The organism is Streptomyces sp. NBC_01460, from assembly GCF_036227405.1.
Classification (GTDB): Bacteria; Actinomycetota; Actinomycetes; order Streptomycetales; family Streptomycetaceae; genus Streptomyces.
The window spans coordinates 6,379,681-6,397,821 of record NZ_CP109473.1; the positions used below are offsets into that span (position 1 = coordinate 6,379,681).

Sequence of the window (18,141 nt, forward strand, 5' to 3'; positions counted from 1 at the left end):
AGTAAGGAAGGAGGGCGGCGCCGCAGCGCGGATCCGCCGGTGGCGGAGGTCAGCGGGATGCTGCTTGCCGGGGTCGTGAGCGGTGGGTCTCGGGGCGGGACGGTGTCCGGGCCGGCTCGCCGTGCCGGAGGCCGGGACCGGCCAGTCCCGCCCTGAACAGGCCGTGTTTGACGCGCTGTAGGGCCGCGTCGTGGAGGGCGTCGCGCAGGTCGCCGTCGCGCAGGAGCGCCCCGGGGCCGAGCGTGCTCTCGATCCGGGTCAGCGCGCCCGCGGAGTCGCCGTGCGCCAGCCGGTCACGGACCTCGGTGAGGCAGTCCGGCCGGCGGTGCGCGGCGTCGATGACCTGGAGGCAGGGGAGCGGCGTGCCGGTGAGGGCGGCGAGCAGCTCCTCCCGCCGGATCTCGGCGGGGTCGTGGTCCAGCGGGACCAGCACCCCGTCCACCAGGCCGATCCGGTGCCGGGCGCCTCGGCAGTCCACGACGCGGGGCACCGTAGGGCCGTCCGCGGGCGATCCCGTGTCCGCGCCCGGCCCGGACGGCGGCGCGCCGGGCGCCAGGGCCGCGGCGACCAGCGGATGCAGCCCGCCGGCCGCGATCCAGCCGCCGCACAGCAGTTCCAGGTCGGGCAGGACCCACGTGGCGGCATCGGGCAGGACCGGGAGTCCCGCGCAGGCGCCCGCCCGTGCGAGCCGGGCCGACCGCACCTCCGGCGCACCCTCATCCGCCCCTGTGCGCGCAGGAGATGGGCGTACGTCGAGCAGGAGACGGCGCCGAGCGCCGAGGCGGACCGCGACGCGGCCCCCCTCCGTACGTCCCTCCGCGCTCAGCAGCAGAGCCGCCTCGGCGGCCCACCCGTCGAGTGCGAACCGCTCAGGGTCCGGTACCGACGGGGCCCACGCGGGCGCGGGCCGGTGCTGCGGCCCCGACGTCGCGGCAACAGCCCCGGCGCGGCCGCGCAGTTCACCGCTGCTGTCCGCGTCCCACAGGTGGCGGTGCAGGTCGAGACGGAACCGTCGGTCGGGGGCACGGTAGCCGCGTGGCCCGGACGCGCGCCCGGGCGGCACCGGTCCGTCCCACACGGCGAGGCTGATCCGCTGCCCGGCGTCCGCCCACGCGGGGGCGGTGCGCGCCACGAGGTGCACCGGACGTGAACGCCCCGGCTCCTCGTACCGGGCGAGGACGAGGGTCGTACCCGGCCGCAGGAAGCCGTCCGGTGCGGTGCGCGGCATGTGCCACCGCAGCAGATCGGGGGCCAGCCGGCGCAGGTCCGCCCGGAGGCGGGACGCGGTGTCGCCACCGTGGACACGTGCGACGGAACGCAGGTCGAGGTCGACGTCGAATCCGGCGGCGGCACACGCCCCTGCCCAGTCGCCGGCGGTGCGCCGGGCCGTCGCGGTCCGGATCATGAGGGGCGGCACGGCGACTTCGCGCACGCGCAGCCAGAGGGAAAGGCGGGAATCTCCGAACGCGGTCCCGGTGAGCATCAGCACTCACCTTGCGCGGACGGGACCCCCAATCTGAGAACCCATCGAGTAGTCATCGGCGGGAGCGTAGCCCGGACCGCCCGCGGGATCCACACCTTTTCCGGAGCGGCACGGGGTGCGCCGGTCAGCCCGCTTCGGCGGAGGCGGGCCGGAGAGGAGACCTCCACCTCGGTCCTGGAGTCGCGAGCGGCCTAGGGTTCCGTGCCATGAGTGAAGCCGAACACGTCATGGACTGGCTGCAGGGCTGGTACGCCGCGCAGTGCGACGGGGACTGGGAGCACGAGTGGGGCGTGAAGATCGACACGCTCGACAACCCTGGCTGGTCCGTCCGCATCGACCTGGAGGACACCTACCTCGAAGCTCATGACTTCCCGCGCCAGGACCTCAGGCGAGGCAAGGACGACTGGATCATCGCCCGGACCTCCGACCTGACCTTCCACGCGGCGTGCGGACCGGGCAACCTCACCGAGGCCCTGACCCTCTTCCGCCGCTGGGCGGGGGAGAACACCCCCGACCGGGGATGAGCCACCCCGGCCCGGCACCTCCGGCCCCGGACGGACCGTACCGAGGGCGCCGGGGGCACTCGCGGCTGAGTTGGTCGCTCAGGCGAGGAAGGCACGGACCGGGGCACCGGCCGTGTCCCGGCACTCCTCGAAGCAGGCGTGGCGGGCCGCGGGGAGGAGGTGGACCCGGGCGTCCGGGATGCGTTCCGCCAGCGGTGGGGCGTTCTCCGGCGGGGTGAGCCGGTCCTGGTCGCCGTGGAGCACCAGCGTGGGCGCGGCGACGGAGGGGAGCGCCTCCCACGCGTCGTGCCAGTTGTCGGTGACCAGGTGGCCGTGGCGGGCGTGCGGCGGCATGTGCGGGTCACCGAGGGTGCCGTACCGGCCGGGATGCCGCGCCCTGGCGTGCGCGGGGACCCTTGGCCTCACATGAATGCCCAGAATGGTACGCCCGCCCGGGTCACCGACACCTCCGGAGGACAACGCATGGCCGACAAAGCAGCGCCCGCCGATGACCTGCCGCTGTCCGGCATCACCGTCGTGAGCATCGAGCAGGCGGTGGCCGCCCCCTTCGCCACCCGCCAGCTCGCCGACCTCGGAGCACGGGTGATCAAGGTGGAGCGCCCGGACGGCGGCGACTTCGCCCGCCGGTACGACACCACGGTGCACGGCCAGTCCAGCTACTTCGTGTGGCTGAACCGGTCCAAGGAGTCGGTGACGCTCGACCTGAAGTCCGAGGAGGGGCGGGAGATCCTGGAGGAACTCCTGGGCCGGGCGGACGTGTTCGTGCAGAACCTCGCGCCCGGCGCCGCCGCGCGCATGGGCCTCGGGGCCGAGGCCCTGGCGGAGCGCTTCCCCTCACTCATCCCCTGTTCCGTCACGGGCTACGGATCGAGCGGACCCTGGGCGGACCGCAAGGCCTACGACCTGCTGGTGCAGTGCCAGACCGGCCTCGTCTCCCTGACGGGCAGCGCCCGGGAGGCCGCCCGGGTCGGGGTGTCGGTCGCCGACATCGCCGCGGGCATGTACGCCTACAGCGGCATCCTCACCGCCCTGTTCACGCGTGCGACCCGCGGGTCCGTACGCGCCGTGGAGGTGTCGCTGTTCGAAGCGCTGGCGGAATGGATGAGCCAGCCCGCCTATTACACGGCGTACAGCGGCACCCAGCCGCCCCGGATCGGCACCCGGCACGCCACCATCGCCCCGTACGGCACCTACACGGCCGCCGACGGCAAGGACGTCCTGCTGTCCGTGCAGAACGAGCGTGAATGGGCCGCCCTGTGCGAGCGGTTCCTCGGTGAGCCCGGCCTCACCGACGACCCCCGCTTCGCCACCGGGTCCGCCCGGGTCAGCCACCGCGACGAGGTCGACGCGCTCCTGGCGGAGCGGATCGCCGCGTCGGACAGCGCCCGGGTGAGGGAGCTGCTCGACGCCATCGGTATCGCCAACGCGCCGGTGAACGACGTGAAGCAGTTCCTGGAGCACCCCGTGCTGGCCGGCCGGGACCGCTGGCGGGACGTGCCCGTACCCGGCGGTGAGACGGTGGCGGCCCTGGTCCCGCCCGTCGACCTGGCCGGCACCACCCCGCGCATGGACGCCGTCCCCGCGCTCGGTGAGCACACCGAGCGGATCCTGGCCGAGCTCGGCCACGCACCCGCCCGGATCGACGCCCTGCGCGCCCGCGGCGCCGTCTGACCACCCCGACACGGGTACGCGGCCCGGGAGGCGGACGCCGGACGCCGCGTGGCCCCGGTCCGGGATCCTCGTCCCCATGAACACGCCACCGGACGGACTGCCCGCCTACCGAGCTCCGGCCGGGCCGGACGACGCCGCATTCTGCCGTCGTGTCAGTGAGGCGCTCGCCCTCGGCTACGAGCCGCACGAAGGCCCGGCCGTCACCTTCGACGGCAGGAGGGTCATCGTGGCCCAGGCGCTGGTCCGGCCGGCGCGGGGACAGGTGCGTCGCTCCGGCGCGGGCGTGGTCGTTGAGGTCGTCCGTCCGGTGCGGGGGCGGGCGCTTCGGCCGCCGGCTCCCGCGCAGACACGCCCCCTGGTGTCAGGGGTCCGCCGTGAAGCGGAATCGGCGCCGACGCACGCCTGCGCCGGCCCCGCGTGCTCTGAACTCGGCCCATGCGCTGAGGTGTTGCCGCCGAACGCCGCGCGGCGGAGCCCGATTCCGAACGTGTCATGAACCTTGTCAGCGTGGCCGCGGGCGCTCTATTGTCGCGGACAGAAAGCGCTTTCCCCTCCTGGGCGCCGTTCCGGTGGAAGCGTCCTTCGCGACGGCCGTCGCGAAGGACGTGGACGAGCCGCCACCGGTCCGGTACACGGCCCGCCCAGGATCCGGGACGGCCGAACAGCCGTCCCGACCGCTCCGAGAGGTATCTGCACAACAGGCCGACGGGGCCGCCCGGTGAGAAGCCGGCAGCCCTTGAGGTCCGCCGTTGCGACCGCGGCATGAAGCAGCTGATCACATCAGCATGCGCAGACGAATGGGGACACGAAAATGAGACGATCAGTCGCACGGCGACTGTATGCGGCAGTGGCCACGATGGCGGTCGCGGGCGCGACCGGCGTGGTGCTGACGATGCCTCAGGCATCGGCCGCGGTAGCCGGTGGTGCCACCGGCTACGCGACTCAGAACGGCGGAACCACCGGCGGCGCCGGCGGACAGACGGTGCGCGCCACCACGGGTACCGCGATCCACACGGCGCTGTGCAACCGTGCCAGCGCCAGCACCCCGATCGTCATCGAGGTCGAGGGGACGATCAACCACGGCAACACCGCGAAGGTGTCGGGCGACAGCTGCAACACCGCCGCCGGGGTGATCGAGCTCAAGCAGATCAGCAACGTCACGATCGTCGGCGTCGGCAGCGGTGCCGTCTTCGACCAGCTGGGCATCCACATCCGCCAGTCCAGCAACATCATCATCCAGAACGTGACGGTCAAGAACGTCAAGAAGTCCGGCTCGCCCACGTCCAACGGCGGCGACGCCATCGGCATGGAGAGCGACGTCCGCAACGTCTGGGTCGACCACACCACGCTCGAGGCGTCGGGCGGGGAGTCGGAGGGCTACGACGGGCTCTTCGACATGAAGGACAACACGCAGTACGTCACGCTGTCCTACAGCACCCTGCGCAACTCGGGCCGTGGCGGACTCGTCGGGTCCAGCGAGACCGAACTCTCCAACGGCTTCATCACGTACCACCACAACCTGTACGAGAACATCGACTCCCGCGCGCCCCTGCTGCGTGGCGGCATCGCCCACATCTACAACAACTACTACGTGAAGCTGAACGAGTCGGGCATCAACTCCCGGGCCGGGGCGAAGGCGAAGGTCGACAACAACTACTTCAAGGACTCCAAGGACGTCCTGGGGACCTTCTACACCGACGCGGCCGGGTACTGGCAGGTCAGCGGCAACACGTTCGACAACGTGACGTGGTCCGCGCGCGGCAGCGAGAACAACCCCGCCGGGCCCAACCCGACGTCCAACACCACCGTCAGCATTCCCTACGCGTTCACCCTCGACGCCGCGAGCTGCGTGCCGGGCATCGTGGCCCAGACGGCGGGTGCCAACAAGGGCCTGAAGGTGTCGGACGGCAGCTGCTCGCCGACCACGCCCACCCCGACCCCCACTCCGACGCCGGACCCGACGGACCCGACCCCGGACCCGACCGACCCCACGCCGGACCCGACGCAGCCCAGCGGGACCAACCTCAGCCTCGCGGCCGGGGCCGACGGCTCCAGCAAGGCCTCCGGGACGAGCTACGGCAACGTGCGGGACGGCAGCCTGAGCACCTTCTGGTCGCCGGCCGGATCCACCGGCTCGGTCTCCGTGAAGTGGGGCACCGCGACCTCCGTGTCCAAGGTCAACATCCGGGAGGCGTCGGGCTCCGTCCTCGGCTCCTGGAAGCTGATCAACGGTGACACCGGCGCCGTTCTCAAGACAGGCAGCGGTGCCGGTGCGGTCACCATCGCCCCGACCTCGCTGAAGAAGCTCACCTTCGAGATCACGAGCTCGACGGGGACTCCGAAGGTCGCCGAGTTCGAGACGTACGCCGGATAGCGGCGCGGTCCCGGCGTCCGTCCGGGACCGTGGCTGGTCCCCGGTGACCGTCCGGAACCGGCTGCCCCCTCGGAGCCGTCCGGGACCGGCCGGCCCCCGGCACCTTCCGGGGCGGCCGACACGCAGGAAAGCGGCGAGCCGTGACGACGGCTCGCCGCCGGATCTCCCGGAGCGGGGGCCGTCGCACGCGACGGCCCCCGCTCCCGCATGTCCGGGAGACGGACCCACGAGCCTCCGGCAGCAGGCCGTACCGGACGGCGACCGGCCCCGCGCCGAGCCCTGTGATGCAATCGGGGGACCGGGCCGTGCGAGCTCCCCGCCGGCCGGACCGATCCCGACTCGCGACAAGGAAGCGTCATGACCAGCACAGACTCCGCCCCCTCCGCGTCCGCGCCGATCTGGTCCGCGAAGATCTTCGACGGTTCCTGGCGTGAGGCGGGGGGCGGCACCATGGACGTCACCGCACCCGCCACCGGCACGGTCGTCGCGACCGTGGGAGCGGCCACCCCCGGGGACGTCGACGCCTCCGTGGCGTCGGCCAGGACGGCCCAGCGCGCCTGGGCGAAGCTCGCTCACGCCGAGCGGGCGCAGGTCTTCATCAAGGCGTCCGCCCTGCTCTCCGCGGACCCGGACCGCATCGTGCGGTGGCTCGTCCCCGAATCCGGTTCCGGACAGGGCAAGGCGCAGTTCGAGGTCGGTCTGCTCGTCGCGGAGCTCAACGAGGCAGCCGCGCTGACCTCGGAGCCCTACGGAGAGCTGCTGCGGAGCTCGAAGCCCCGGCTCTCCGCCGTCCGCCGGGTCCCGCTGGGGGTCGTGGGCGTCATCAGTCCGTTCAACTTCCCCGCCGTCCTCGCTCTGCGTTCGGTGGCCCCGGCCCTGGCCGCGGGCAACGCGGTGGTCCTCAAGCCCGATCCGCGTACCCCGGTCTCCGGCGGCCTGGCCCTCGCCGAGCTGCTGGCCGAGGCGGGCCTGCCCGAGGGGCTGCTGCACGTCCTGCCCGGCGGATCCGACATCGGTGAGGCCCTGGTCACGCACCCGGACGTCCCGTGCATCTCCTTCACCGGCTCCACCCCGGCCGGGCGTGCCATCGGTGCGGCCGCCGGGCCCCTGCTCAAGAAGGTCCACCTCGAACTGGGCGGGAACAACGCCCTCCTGGTCCTCCCGGACGCCGACCTGGAGGCCGCGGCCTCGGCCGGCGCCTGGGGTTCCTTCCTGCACCAGGGCCAGATCTGCATGACCACCGGCCGCCACCTGGTCCACGTGTCGCAGGCCGCCGAGTACGCCGCCAGGCTCGTCGAGAAGGCGAACGCCCTCCCCGTCGGCGACCCCACCGACCCGGCCAACGCCCTCGGCCCGGTCATCGACGAGCGGCAGCGCGACCGGATCCACTCGATCGTCACGCGCAGCGTCGAGCAGGGCGCGGTGCTCGCCGCGGGCGGTACCTACGACGGCCTCTTCTACCGGCCGACCGTGCTGACCGACGTCCCGCCGGACTCCCCGGCGTTCGCCGAGGAGGTGTTCGGCCCGGTCGCCCCCGTCGTCGCGTACGAGACGGTCGACGAGGCCATCGACCTCGTCAACGCCTCGGAGTACGGGCTCTCCGTCTCGATCCTCACGGCGAACGCCTTCGCCGCGTGGGAGCTCGCCGACCGGATCGAATCGGGCGCGGTGCACATCAACGACCAGACGGTGGACGACGAGGCCGTGGCCCCCTTCGGCGGCAGCAAGGCGTCCGGCACGGGAGGCCGGTTCGGCGGCAGGGCGAGCCTGGACACCTTCTCGGACCTGCAGTGGATCACCGCGCAGGCGCACATCGAGCGCTACCCCTTCTGACGACGCGGGGGCCGCGGTGCTCCCCGTCCCCAGCGAGCGCGTGGGCCGACCCGCGCCGCTCCGGCCACCCACCCTTCCCTTCCTGGAGTTCCTCTTGAGCAGCGAGACCGTCCCCACCCCCGACGCCCTCGACGTGCAGGCGATCCGTGCCTGCTTCCCGGCGCTGAAGGCGGGAACCGCCCGCTTCGACGCGCCCGGTGGCACCCAGACGCCCCAGCAGGTCATCGACGCGATCACCGAGGCGCTCACCCGGCCCCTGGCCAACCGCGGGGTGCTCACCGAGGGCGGACGCAACGCCGAGGCGATCGTGACCGGCGCGCGCCGGGCCCTGGCCGACCTGCTCGGATCGGAGGCGGAATCGGTGGTGTTCGGGCGCAGCGCCACGCAGCTCGTCTACGACCTGGCGCGCACCCTGGCCAAGGACTGGGGCCCGGGGGACGAGGTGGTGGTGTCCCGGCTGGACCACGACTCGAACATACGGCCCTGGATCCAGGCCGCCGAGGCGGTCGGGGCGACGGTCCGCCGGGCCGACTTCGACCCCGCGACGGGTGAGCTGGGCGCCGGGCACATCGAGGCCGTGCTGTCCCGCCGCACCCGGCTCGTCGCCGTCACCGCGGCCTCCAACCTCATCGGTACCCGCCCCGACATCCCGGCCCTCGCGGCGCTGGTGCACCGGGCCGGCGCCCTCTTCCACGTCGACGCGGTGCACTACGCCTCGCACGCGACGGTCGACCTGACCGCACTCGGGGCGGACACCCTGGTCTGCTCGCCGTACAAATTCCTGGGACCGCACCTCGGCGTCCTGACCGGGCGGCGCGAACTGCTGGAGAGCCTGCGCCCGGACAAGCTGCTGCCGTCCTCCGACGCCGTACCGGAGCGCTTCGAGCTCGGCACGCTGCCCTACGAACTGCTGGCCGGCGCGACGGCGGCCGTCGACTTCCTCGCGGGACTCGTCCCCGGCGCGGGCAGCCGCCGGGAGAGCCTGGGCCGCGCCTTCACGGCGCTCGCCTCGCACGAGGACCGGCTGCGCGGCCGCATCGAGGAGGGGCTGGCCACGCTGGACGGCGTCACGGTGCATTCACGCGCGGCCCGGCGTACCCCGACCACCCTGTTCACCGTGGCGGGCAGGGCCCCGGGGGACGTCTCCCGGCAGCTGGCCGAGCGCGGTGTGGACGCGCCGGCCGGATCGTTCTACGCGCTGGAGGCGTCCCGGTGGCTGGGGCTGGGTGACGAGGGCGGCATCCGGGTCGGTCTCGCGCCCTACACGTGCGACGAGGACGTCGACCGGCTCCTGAACGCGCTCGACGTGCCCCGCGGCTGACGCGGCTGACGCGAGGGGAGAGCGCGGCCGGACGGCCCGAGACGTGGCGGATCAGGACCGGCGGGCCTCCGCCCGCCGCGGGCCTCCCGGCCACGCAGGGCTGCAGGACCGGCGCGCCCTCCCTGCCGCGGACGGATCAGCGCCAGTCGGGAGCGCCCGACGCGGGGGACAGGACACTCTCGATCTTCGTCCGGATCTCCCGCATGACCGCCACGACCCGGGCCTCGTGCTCCTCGCCGAGCCTCGCCAGCGGGACCGAGCAGCTGATGGCGTCGACGGCCGGTGAGTCGTACCGCAGGGCGAAGCCGAAGCCCGCGATGCCCGTCACCGTCTCCTCGCGCTCGACGGAGTATCCGCGCGCGCGCACCCCGGCGAGGTCCGCGAGCAGGGTGGCGCGGTCGGTGTGCGTGTGCTCCGTACGGGGCGTCAGAGGCCCCTCGGGGAGGGGTAGTTCATCATCCGGGCGCTCGGCGAGCAGAGCCTTGCCGAGCGCTCCGGCATGGGCCGGGATCCTGCGGCCGACCCGGGTGAGGGTGCGCCGGTACTCGTGGGACTCCCGCGTCGCGAGATAGACGACGTTGGATCCGTCCAGCCGGGCCAGGTGGATCGTCTCGCCGAGCGCGTCCGACGCCTCGTCGAGATAGGGGCGGGCCGCGCGCACATGCGGGTCGCTGTCCAGGTAGCTCGTCCCCGTGTGCAGGGCGCGGATGCCGATGCCGTAGAGGGACCCCGTCGTGTCGGTGCGCACCCAGCCGCAGTCGATGAGGGTCCGGAGCAGCTGGTACATGCTGCTGCGCGGCACGCCCAGCTCCTCGGCGAGTTCGTCGAGGCGGGCCGGCCGGTCGCCCCGCGCGGCGAGGAGTTCGAGCAGCGCCACGGTACGGGACGCCGACTTCACCCCACGTACCCCGTTGTTCTCCGGCATCTCCCCATCCTAGATCCGGGCTGTCGCACCCATTGACCCCGTTGCGTTCACACGCCTAACCTCCGTTCCCATACATGTACGCCATCTGCATATAGGGATGTGAGTTGTGGGGCGGTTCAGCACGGACACCGAAGGCGTCAGACGGCGGCTGCGGGACGGCACGGCCGGCGGGGTGTGCTCCTTCCCCCGCGTCCCGGCCCCGCAGCTCGACACCGGTCCCGGCCTGGTCGGCGCCCCACGCCGCCGCACCGCCTGAGTCGCACCGCCCGAGCCACGCCCTCACAGCGCCGGCACCGTGCTCCCGCCGGGGAGTCCCCGGGGCCGGCGGCTCGACCACCCCCACAGTCCGACAGTTCGAAGGGGAACTGACATGCCGCTCCTCGTAGTCGGGATCAGCGTTCTCGTGCTGCTGCTCCTGATGACCCGTATGAAGCTCAACGGATTCGCCGCACTCCTGCTCGTGGCGGTCGGCGTCGCGCTGGTCCAGGGGATCCCGGCGGTCGAGATCCCGGACGTCCTCTCCGCGGGCATCGGGGACCAGATCGGCGACACCATGCTGACCATCGGCCTCGGCGCCATGGTCGGCCGGGTCATGGGCGATTCCGGAGCCGCCCAGCGGATCGCGGGCAGGCTGCTCGACGCCTTCGGGCCGCGCGGGGTCCAGCTGGCCATGGTGGTGACGTCCATGCTCATCGGCGTGACCATGTTCTACGAGGTCGCCTTCATCATCATCGTGCCCATCGCGTTCACCCTGGTCAGGGTCACCGGCGTGAACCTGCTGTGGGTGGGTCTCCCGATGTCGATCTCCCTGTCGACCATGCACAGCTTCCTGCCACCGCACCCCGGTCCCACCGCCGTGGCGGCGACCTTCCACGCCTCCGTCGGACACACCCTCTTCTACGGCCTGTTCATCGCCGTTCCCGCCGGCGCGCTCGTCGCGCTGGTGTGGCCGCGGCTGCCGTTCGTCAGGGCCATGAACCCCTCCATACCCAAGGGCCTCGTCAGTGAGCGCGAGTTCACCGACGAGGAGATGCCGGGCATGGGCTGGTCGCTGTTCGTGGCCCTCTTCCCGGTGGTGCTGATCGCCGGAGCGGCCGTGACCGACATGCTCACGACCGGCGACAGCCCCTTCCTCCACGGGGTCGCCTTCCTCGGCTCCGCACCCGTCGCGCTCCTGCTGGCCCTGCTCCTGGCCGCCTGGGCCTTCGGGCCGCGGATCGGTCGCAGCCTGGCCGACGTCAGCGCCTCCTGCGCCTCGGCTGCCCAGGCGATGGCCATGATCCTCCTGGTCATCGGCGCGGGCGGTGCCTTCAAGAACGTCCTCGTCGAAGGCGGGATATCCGACTACATCAAGGACGTCACCGAGCACTGGTCCGTCTCGCCGATCATCCTGGCCTGGCTCATCGCCGCCATCCTGCGCATCGCGCTCGGTTCGGCGACCGTCGCCGTGGTCACCGCCTCCGGCGTGGTGCTGCCGCTCCTGGCGGGCAGCGGCACCCACCCCGAGATGATGGTGCTCGCCGTCTCGTGCGGGTCGATCGCCTTCTCCCACGTCAACGACCCCGGCTTCTGGCTGTTCAAGGAGTACTTCAACCTCTCGGTCATCCAGGCGATCAAGGTCCGTACCGGCTACACGACGGTGCTCGCGGTCCTCGGCCTCGGCGGCGTCCTGGCGGCGGAGTGGGCCCTCGACACCCTCGGTCCCTGAACACCCGATCCCGGCCCGCCCCCACTCGTACCCAAGGAGTCCGACCCGCATGAACCAGCCGACCGTCACCCACTTCGCCGTCCACCCCGTCGCCGGCCGCGACTGCATGGAGCTCAACCTCTCCGGAGCGCACGGCCCCTTCTTCACCCGCAACATCGTCGTGCTCAAGGACTCCGAGGGCCGTACGGGGCTGGGGGAGGTGCCCGGAGGCGAGAAGATCACCCGGACCCTGCGGGACTCCGAGTCGCTGGTCGTCGGCGCGAAGGTGGGCGACTACAAGCGCGTCCTGCGCGAGATCGGAAGCCGGTTCGCGGACCGCGACTCGGGCGGACGCGGCGCCCAGACCTTCGACCTGCGGACCACCGTGCACGCCGTCACCGCCGTCGAGTCGGCGCTGCTCGACCTGCTCGGCCAGCACCTCGACGTCCCGGTCGCGGCGCTGCTCGGCGACGGTCAGCAGCGCGACTCCGTACGGGTGCTGGGCTACCTCTTCTACGTCGGCGACCCCGACCGCACCGGTCTCGACTACGTCCGTGAGCCCACGTCCGACGTCGACTGGTACCGCATCCGGCACGAGGAGGCCCTCACCCCCGAGGCGATCGTCCGCCAGGCCGAAGCCGCCTACGACCTCTACGGCTTCCGGGACTTCAAGCTCAAGGGCGGCGTCCTCGCGGGCGCGCAGGAGGTCGAGGCCGTACGCGCCCTCAAGGACCGCTTCCCCGCCGCGCGCATCACCCTGGACCCCAACGGAGCGTGGTCGCTTCGCGAGGCGGTCGAGCTGTGCTCCCCGCTGGTGGGCACGCTCGCCTACGCCGAGGACCCCTGCGGGGCGGAGGACGGCTACTCGGGGCGCGAGGTCCTCGCCGAGTTCCGCCGGGCGACGGGCCTCCCGACCGCGACCAACATGATCGCGACCGACTGGCGGCAGCTGACCCACGCCCTGGCCCTGCAGTCCGTGTCCATCCCGCTGGCCGACCCGCACTTCTGGACCATGCAGGGTTCGGTGCGGGTGGCGCAGCTCTGCAACGCGATGGGCCTGACCTGGGGCTGCCACTCCAACAACCACTTCGACATCTCCCTCGCCATGATCACGCACTGCGGTGCCGCGGCCCCGGGCGAGTACAACGCCCTGGACACGCACTGGATCTGGCAGGAGGGCCTGGAGCGGCTGACCGTGGACCCGCCCCGGATCACCGGCGGCGAGATCGCCGTCCCCCGGGCACCCGGCCTGGGCGTCGAGCTCGACATGGACCGCTTGCAGGCGGCCCACGAGCTCTATCTGAAGGAGGCGCTGGGGGCGCGGGACGACGCCGCCGCCATGCAGCACCTCGTCCCCGGCTGGACGTTCGACGCCAAGCGGCCCTGCCTGGTGCGGTAGCGCGTGCCAGGCCGGAGCGGTGGCGCGTCGGGCGGTCCGCCCGCGGTGCGGCCGGCCGCCGCTCCGGCCGCGCGTGCGGATCCATCGGGGGCCCGGAGCCGCTGCCACGACGCGCTGGAGCGGGCACTCCTCATGCTGCCGAAGCGGAGTGCGGCAGCGATCCGGTGCCGAGCTCCACGCCTTGGGCGTGGAGTCCGGTCCTGCGGGAAGGGATGCGGCGATGACCTTGTATTCCGATGTGGCCGAGTTGCTGGCGGAGGCAGGCATTCTCGACGTGGACGTCGACGATGCCGTCGCGGACGAACACGTGCGATCGTCCGCGTACCACCGCGTCGTCCTGGTGACCGCTTCCTCGCGGAGCCGCGACAGGGACCGCGCGATCGTGGCCACGATCCTGCGCGATCCCGTCGACCTGGTGTCCAAGACCGCGGTGGTCGCCCTAGTGGACGGGATCGCGACGAAGGCGACCGGTGCCGCCGAATTCCGGCAGTGGTCGGCCGGAATCCAGTCGGAGACCGCCCAGTTCGAGACGGAGGGGTACCGCGATTTCATCCGCCGCCGGATCCAGGACTGGCTGCTCCTTCTGTCCGTCGAGGACGGTCACGTTCCGACACGGGGCGAGCTGTCGAATGCCACGGACTGGATGCAGCGCGTCCTCGCCGAGAGGTCGACGTCACCGGCGGTACTCGCCCTGCTCGCGGAGTCGGGCAGCAGGAAGAAGATTCGGAACATCGCGAAGAACCGAGCCGGAGGGGCGCGCTGACAGGACGACGAGTCATGGGGGGCGGGGTGAGCGCGGAGTCGCGCACGAGAAGACCGTCATGGGCATGCGGCACCGGCAGGAACCCGGCGCCCAGCCCCGGGGCCGGCACCGGACTCCGCACACGGGCAGGTCCCGTGCCAGGGTGCGGAGTCCGGCGGGCCCGCCCGGCGACTCTCCGGGCTCCTGCTGTCCGTCAGGACGGCCGGCCCGCCGTCGCCATGAGCTTCGCCGTCCAGGTGCGTACGGACTCGGTGAGCTCGGGGGTGACGAAGGCCAGGAGCGTGTCGTCCACGGTTCCGGCGGGGCCGACGACCAGTCCGGTGCGACCCTCCAGGGCCGGATCGGTGGCGGCGGCCAGCGGACCCGTCGCGGCGGCCACGACGGGCGCCGAGACTCCCTGCTGGATCTGCTCCCAGTGGGGGCGCAGCGCCGGCGGCAGGATGTCGATGGTCATCTGCGCGGCGTTGTCGGTGGCGGCGGCGCCGGGATCGGCGGCGAGGACCGCGACGCCCCTGGGCTCCAGACGCCCGGCGAGTTCCAGGGTGTACGCGAGATGGGCCAGCTTGGCCCGTCCGGTGACGGCCAGGCCGTAGTGGGGGCCCGGCGGTTCGGCCTCCTCGAACACGGTCTGCGCCGCGGCGATCGCGCTCGACGTGACGTTCACGATGCGGCTCGGAGCCGCGGCGGCGAGCGCGTCGAGAAGCTCCTCGGTGAGGACGTAGGGAGAGAGGTGGTTCAGGGCGATGCTCGCCTCGATGCCCTCCGGGTTCTCCCGGCGGTCGGTCCACATGCCGCCGACGTTGTTCACCAGCAGGTCCAGGCCGCCTTCACCGGCGAGGCGCTCCCCGAGCCGCCGGGTCTCGGCGAGGGACGACAGATCCGCGCGGACGAAGCGTCCCGCGCGGCGTCCGGCGGCCTCGTCGACGCGGGCCACCGCCGCCTCCCCCCGCCCCTCGTCGCGTGCGACGAGGGTGACGTCCCACCCCTGACGCGCCAGTCCCAGTGCGGTCTCCAGGCCTATGCCGCCGGTGCCGGCCGTCACCACCGCCTTCTTCGAGGTGTGCCCGGTCTTCGAGACGTGCTCGGTCATGCTGTGCTCCCCATGCGATGCGTCGTCCGGGAGGCGGGCCGCCCTCCGTCCGTGCCTCCAGCAGACAACCCCGGCTCCTCTCATGGAAGTTCCGATCCGGCATGGCGCGATGCCGCACCGGCATGACCTCAGGTGGGAGGATCGGTGCATGGGTGACGTGGAGATCCGGCAGGTCCACTACTTCGTCGCTGTGGCGGAGGAGGGCAACTTCACCCGCGCCGCGCAACGGCTGGCGATGACACAGCCCGCGCTCTCCCGGGCGATCCTGGCCCTGGAGAAGACCGTCGGGACCACCCTGCTGCTGCGCACGCCGAAGGGCGTCACGCTCACCGCCGCCGGGCAGGCGATGCTCGACGAAGGAAGGTCGCTGCTGGCGCAGGCGGGGAACGTGACCTCACGTGTGCGCCGGGCCGCCGAGGAGCGGGCCTCGCTGACGGTGAGCGGCCCCGGCTGCGACGCGGAACTGCTCGACGGGATGGTCCGGTCGTACAACGGGACCGGCCCGGCGCACCCGGCCCGGACGGCGGTCGGCACCATCGACGACCAGCTCGACCGGCTCCGGTCGGGGCGGGCCGACATCGCCCTGTGGCGCGCGCCGCTGCGGGACCGCGGGCTGCACGGCGTGGTCCTGCGCCACGAAGGCGTCCACGTGCTGATGGGAACGCGGCACCCGATGGCCGACAGGGACTCACTGCGGATCGCCGACCTCGCCGGTGAACCCCTGCTCGGCTGGCTGGGCCCGGGTCCGCAGGTCGGCGACCCCGGCCTGTGGCCGGACGGGCTGCCCGGGACGCCGGGGCCCCAGGTGAGCGACGGCCTGCAGATGCTCGCGGTCGTCCGGCTCGGCCAGGCGGTCGCGCTCGCGGCCCAGCCGTCCGACGGCGCGGGTGCGCCCGAGGGGACCGTCAGCATCCGGCTGGAGGACGGACCGGCCGTGCCTCTGCGGCTGGTCTGGCCGAAGGGGCGTGCGACGCAGGCCGTCCGCCGTTTCGTCCGGCACACCGTCGCGTCGTTCCGGACGCCGGAGAAGGCGGCGCGGGCCTCGGAGCGGGGCGGGCCGGCCTCGGAACCGGGCAGCGGCCTCTCGGGCGGCAGGGCGGGCGGGGCGAGCGGGGCGGAGACGGTCCGGTCCGCGGCAGCGGCGGGATGATCCGCCGGCATCGCTCCTGAGAATTCTCTCCGAGCGTTCTCCCTTTTCTGGATCTCAGGTGTTCTCGCGAACGCCCTTCTCCGATTCCTGTGTGTCAGCAATGGGTTAGCCAATAAAGTCAGCAAGATTGTTGACACTTTTCCTCGAGGTCGCCTACGTTCGCAGCGCAGGTTCGGACAGGGCGCCGGCCGCCTCGGGGAAGGCCCGCCGCGTGCAACCAGGTCATGTCACCGGCCGCCGGGCGGCCGCGAAGGAGAGATCGTGAAGCACAGGGCAGTGAAGCGCAGGAGCGTCGTCATGGGTGCGGGCGCGGCCGTCGGGGCCATGGCGGCGGGCGGATTCGTCCTCGACGCGCAGGCGTCGGGGACGAAGGAATCCACGTCGTCCGGGGCCACCGGTTCGCTCGTCTTCGACAAGGACGACTTCACCGAGCTCACGACGACCATCACCACGGACGACGGCGACAAGGAAGTGACGTACCACTTCTACAAGGCCATCACCTATGTCGCGCATCCCGTGGACGAGAAGTACCAGAGCCTGAATGTCAGCGTCCCCGTCGAGATCGACGGCGTCGCGTCGCACGCCTCCGGCGCTCCCATCCTGTTCGCCAACTCGGTGGGCGGCTACATGCCCTCCTCCGTGGCGGACGCCACCGGAGTGGGCGCCGGCGGGATGGGCGGCGGCATGCCGCCCGGCGGGGGAGGCCCCGGCGCCTCTCCCACGGCCACGGCGCCCGGTGGCGCGACCGGTGAGGTGCCCTCCGGCGGCAACGGGCAGGCCGACGCCCTCGGCAAGATGGTCAGCAACGCCCAGCTCGCCCTGGCCGCGGGCTACGTCGTCGTGGAGCCCGGAGCGCGCGGCCGCACCCTCACCGACGAGGACGGCACCTACTACGGCACGGCCCCCGCCGCGATCGTGGACCTGAAGGCAGCGGTGCGCTATGTGCGCTTCAACAAGGGCCGCATACCGGGCGACACCGACCGGATCGTCACCTCCGGCACCAGCGCGGGCGGCGCCCTGTCCGCCCTCCTCGGGGCCTCCGGCGACAGCCCGCTGTACGCGGAGTACCTCGACGAGCTCGGCGCGGCCGACGCGAGCGACGCCGTCTTCGCCAGCGGCGACTGGTGCCCGATCGCCGACCTCGAGCACGCCGACATGGCGTACGAGTGGAACTGGGGCGCCAACGCGCTGAGCAGCGGCGCGCTCGTCGACCGGACCGTCTCCAAGGAGCTGTCCACGGCCTTCGCCGACTACCAGGCATCCCTCAAGCTGCGGGTGAAGGGCTTCGGGACACTCACGGCCCGCAACCTCGACGACCACCTCCTGGAGACCTACCTCCGGCCGGCGGCGACCACCTACCTCAAGGGCCTCTCGGACTCCGACCGTTCGGCCTACCTGGCCGCGAACCCCTTCCTCACCTGGTCGGGCGGCCGGGCCGCCTTCACCTGGGAAGGCTTCCTCGGACACGTGGGGGCGCGGAAGAAGGACGCACCGGCCTTCGACCCCTTCGACCTGTCCTCGGGCGAGAACAACCTGTTCGGTGAAGGGACCACCCGGGCGCGGCACTTCACGCTGTACAGCCTGCGCCACGAACAGGGCGCCGGCGCGCGGCTGGACGGGGACCTCGGAGAGAAGCTCCGGCTGATGAACCCGATGTACCACCTCGTCGAGAAGCGCAACCCCGGCCGCTCGAAGCACTGGTGGATCCGGGTCGGCGCCAAGGACAGCGACACCTCGCTGACGGTCGTCGCCAACCTCGCCGCGAGTCTCCGGCAGCTCGGCGACGACGTCGACGTCCTCTACTACTGGGACCAGGGGCACGGGGCCAACACCGACGCGGCCGACTTCATCACCTGGATCGGCGCGGTGACGGGCTACAGCAACAGGAAGGGGAACGCCCCGGGCCGCTGACGGGCGGCCG

General features: G+C 72.5%; 16 protein-coding genes. 12 read left to right on the forward strand and 4 right to left on the reverse strand.

Going from position 1 to position 18,141, the window contains the following annotated elements:
* Window positions 1-49: 49 nt before the first annotated feature.
* A complete protein-coding gene (locus tag OG488_RS28835) occupies window positions 50-1,483 on the reverse strand; it encodes a hypothetical protein (RefSeq protein ID WP_329233854.1) in 1,434 nt (477 codons plus the stop codon).
* Window positions 1,484-1,689: 206 nt separating this feature from the next.
* Between OG488_RS28835 and OG488_RS28840 the strand changes: the two genes are divergently transcribed.
* Window positions 1,690-2,007, forward strand: a complete 318-nt coding sequence (locus tag OG488_RS28840; RefSeq protein WP_329233855.1) for an immunity 53 family protein — start codon at window positions 1,690-1,692, stop codon at window positions 2,005-2,007.
* 78 nt (window positions 2,008-2,085) lie between these two features.
* Here the strand turns inward: OG488_RS28840 and OG488_RS28845 are convergent, their stop codons facing one another.
* Window positions 2,086-2,412: an alpha/beta fold hydrolase gene (locus tag OG488_RS28845; protein WP_329233857.1), complete on the reverse strand. Its 327-nt coding sequence runs from the start codon at window positions 2,410-2,412 to the stop codon at window positions 2,086-2,088.
* 57 nt (window positions 2,413-2,469) lie between these two features.
* On the opposite strand from OG488_RS28845, the gene OG488_RS28850 reads away from it, so the two are divergent.
* The 5 genes from OG488_RS28850 to OG488_RS28870 all read left to right on the forward strand — a co-directional run bounded on the left by OG488_RS28850 (window position 2,470) and on the right by OG488_RS28870 (window position 9,206).
* Entirely contained in the window at window positions 2,470-3,678 is a 1,209-nt protein-coding gene (locus OG488_RS28850; protein WP_329233859.1) for a CaiB/BaiF CoA transferase family protein, read from the forward strand.
* 76 nt (window positions 3,679-3,754) lie between these two features.
* Window positions 3,755-4,174 carry a DUF1737 domain-containing protein gene (locus OG488_RS39325; protein WP_443074250.1) on the forward strand — a complete coding sequence of 140 codons (420 nt, stop codon included), beginning with the start codon at window positions 3,755-3,757 and terminating at the stop codon, window positions 4,172-4,174.
* Between the two features lie 315 nt (window positions 4,175-4,489).
* The gene (locus OG488_RS28860; protein WP_329233861.1) at window positions 4,490-6,052 is read left to right on the forward strand and encodes a pectate lyase family protein; all 1,563 of its coding nucleotides are present in this window, start codon (window positions 4,490-4,492) and stop codon (window positions 6,050-6,052) included.
* Between the two features lie 357 nt (window positions 6,053-6,409).
* Complete coding sequence (locus tag OG488_RS28865) at window positions 6,410-7,885, forward strand: aldehyde dehydrogenase family protein (RefSeq protein ID WP_329233863.1); 1,476 nt, start codon at window positions 6,410-6,412, stop codon at window positions 7,883-7,885.
* A 94-nt stretch (window positions 7,886-7,979) separates the two neighbouring features.
* Complete coding sequence (locus tag OG488_RS28870; protein WP_329233864.1) at window positions 7,980-9,206, forward strand: cysteine desulfurase-like protein; 1,227 nt, start codon at window positions 7,980-7,982, stop codon at window positions 9,204-9,206.
* A 136-nt stretch (window positions 9,207-9,342) separates the two neighbouring features.
* On the opposite strand, the gene OG488_RS28875 is transcribed toward OG488_RS28870, so the two are convergent.
* Window positions 9,343-10,131 (reverse strand): IclR family transcriptional regulator, encoded by a 789-nt coding sequence (locus OG488_RS28875; protein WP_329233865.1) that lies wholly within the window; start codon window positions 10,129-10,131, stop codon window positions 9,343-9,345.
* Between the two features lie 106 nt (window positions 10,132-10,237).
* On the opposite strand from OG488_RS28875, the gene OG488_RS28880 reads away from it, so the two are divergent.
* From OG488_RS28880 to OG488_RS28895, 4 genes are all read left to right on the forward strand, one after another.
* Window positions 10,238-10,387: a hypothetical protein gene (locus tag OG488_RS28880; RefSeq protein WP_329233867.1), complete on the forward strand. Its 150-nt coding sequence runs from the start codon at window positions 10,238-10,240 to the stop codon at window positions 10,385-10,387.
* Between the two features lie 114 nt (window positions 10,388-10,501).
* Entirely contained in the window at window positions 10,502-11,839 is a 1,338-nt protein-coding gene (locus OG488_RS28885) for a gluconate:H+ symporter (RefSeq protein ID WP_329233869.1), read from the forward strand.
* A 49-nt stretch (window positions 11,840-11,888) separates the two neighbouring features.
* Window positions 11,889-13,217: an enolase C-terminal domain-like protein gene (locus tag OG488_RS28890; RefSeq protein WP_329233871.1), complete on the forward strand. Its 1,329-nt coding sequence runs from the start codon at window positions 11,889-11,891 to the stop codon at window positions 13,215-13,217.
* A gap of 220 nt (window positions 13,218-13,437) precedes the next feature.
* Window positions 13,438-13,980, forward strand: coding sequence for a hypothetical protein (locus OG488_RS28895; RefSeq protein WP_329233873.1), 543 nt, complete (start codon window positions 13,438-13,440; stop codon window positions 13,978-13,980).
* Window positions 13,981-14,173: 193 nt separating this feature from the next.
* On the opposite strand, the gene OG488_RS28900 is transcribed toward OG488_RS28895, so the two are convergent.
* Window positions 14,174-15,070 (reverse strand): SDR family NAD(P)-dependent oxidoreductase, encoded by an 897-nt coding sequence (locus OG488_RS28900; protein WP_329233875.1) that lies wholly within the window; start codon window positions 15,068-15,070, stop codon window positions 14,174-14,176.
* A 148-nt stretch (window positions 15,071-15,218) separates the two neighbouring features.
* On the opposite strand from OG488_RS28900, the gene OG488_RS28905 reads away from it, so the two are divergent.
* Together OG488_RS28905 and OG488_RS28910 are read left to right on the forward strand one after the other, a co-directional pair.
* Window positions 15,219-16,220: a LysR family transcriptional regulator gene (locus OG488_RS28905; RefSeq protein WP_329233877.1), complete on the forward strand. Its 1,002-nt coding sequence runs from the start codon at window positions 15,219-15,221 to the stop codon at window positions 16,218-16,220.
* A 297-nt stretch (window positions 16,221-16,517) separates the two neighbouring features.
* Window positions 16,518-18,131, forward strand: a complete 1,614-nt coding sequence (locus OG488_RS28910) for a subtype B tannase (protein ID WP_329239092.1) — start codon at window positions 16,518-16,520, stop codon at window positions 18,129-18,131.
* Window positions 18,132-18,141 lie beyond the last annotated feature (10 nt).

Coding starts and splice junctions, on each gene's coding strand:
- OG488_RS28840 (WP_329233855.1), top strand. CDS start 1,690: ATGAGTGAAGCCGAACACGTCATGGACTGGCTGCAGGGCTGGTACGCC.
- OG488_RS28890 (WP_329233871.1), top strand. CDS start 11,889: ATGAACCAGCCGACCGTCACCCACTTCGCCGTCCACCCCGTCGCCGGC.
- OG488_RS39325 (WP_443074250.1), top strand. CDS start 3,755: ATGAACACGCCACCGGACGGACTGCCCGCCTACCGAGCTCCGGCCGGG.
- OG488_RS28885 (WP_329233869.1), top strand. CDS start 10,502: ATGCCGCTCCTCGTAGTCGGGATCAGCGTTCTCGTGCTGCTGCTCCTG.
- OG488_RS28905 (WP_329233877.1), top strand. CDS start 15,219: ATGGGTGACGTGGAGATCCGGCAGGTCCACTACTTCGTCGCTGTGGCG.
- OG488_RS28850 (WP_329233859.1), top strand. CDS start 2,470: ATGGCCGACAAAGCAGCGCCCGCCGATGACCTGCCGCTGTCCGGCATC.
- OG488_RS28860 (WP_329233861.1), top strand. CDS start 4,490: ATGAGACGATCAGTCGCACGGCGACTGTATGCGGCAGTGGCCACGATG.
- OG488_RS28910 (WP_329239092.1), top strand. CDS start 16,518: ATGGGTGCGGGCGCGGCCGTCGGGGCCATGGCGGCGGGCGGATTCGTC.
- OG488_RS28900 (WP_329233875.1), bottom strand. CDS start 15,070: ATGACCGAGCACGTCTCGAAGACCGGGCACACCTCGAAGAAGGCGGTG.
- OG488_RS28895 (WP_329233873.1), top strand. CDS start 13,438: ATGACCTTGTATTCCGATGTGGCCGAGTTGCTGGCGGAGGCAGGCATT.
- OG488_RS28865 (WP_329233863.1), top strand. CDS start 6,410: ATGACCAGCACAGACTCCGCCCCCTCCGCGTCCGCGCCGATCTGGTCC.
- OG488_RS28875 (WP_329233865.1), bottom strand. CDS start 10,131: ATGCCGGAGAACAACGGGGTACGTGGGGTGAAGTCGGCGTCCCGTACC.
- OG488_RS28835 (WP_329233854.1), bottom strand. CDS start 1,483: ATGCTCACCGGGACCGCGTTCGGAGATTCCCGCCTTTCCCTCTGGCTG.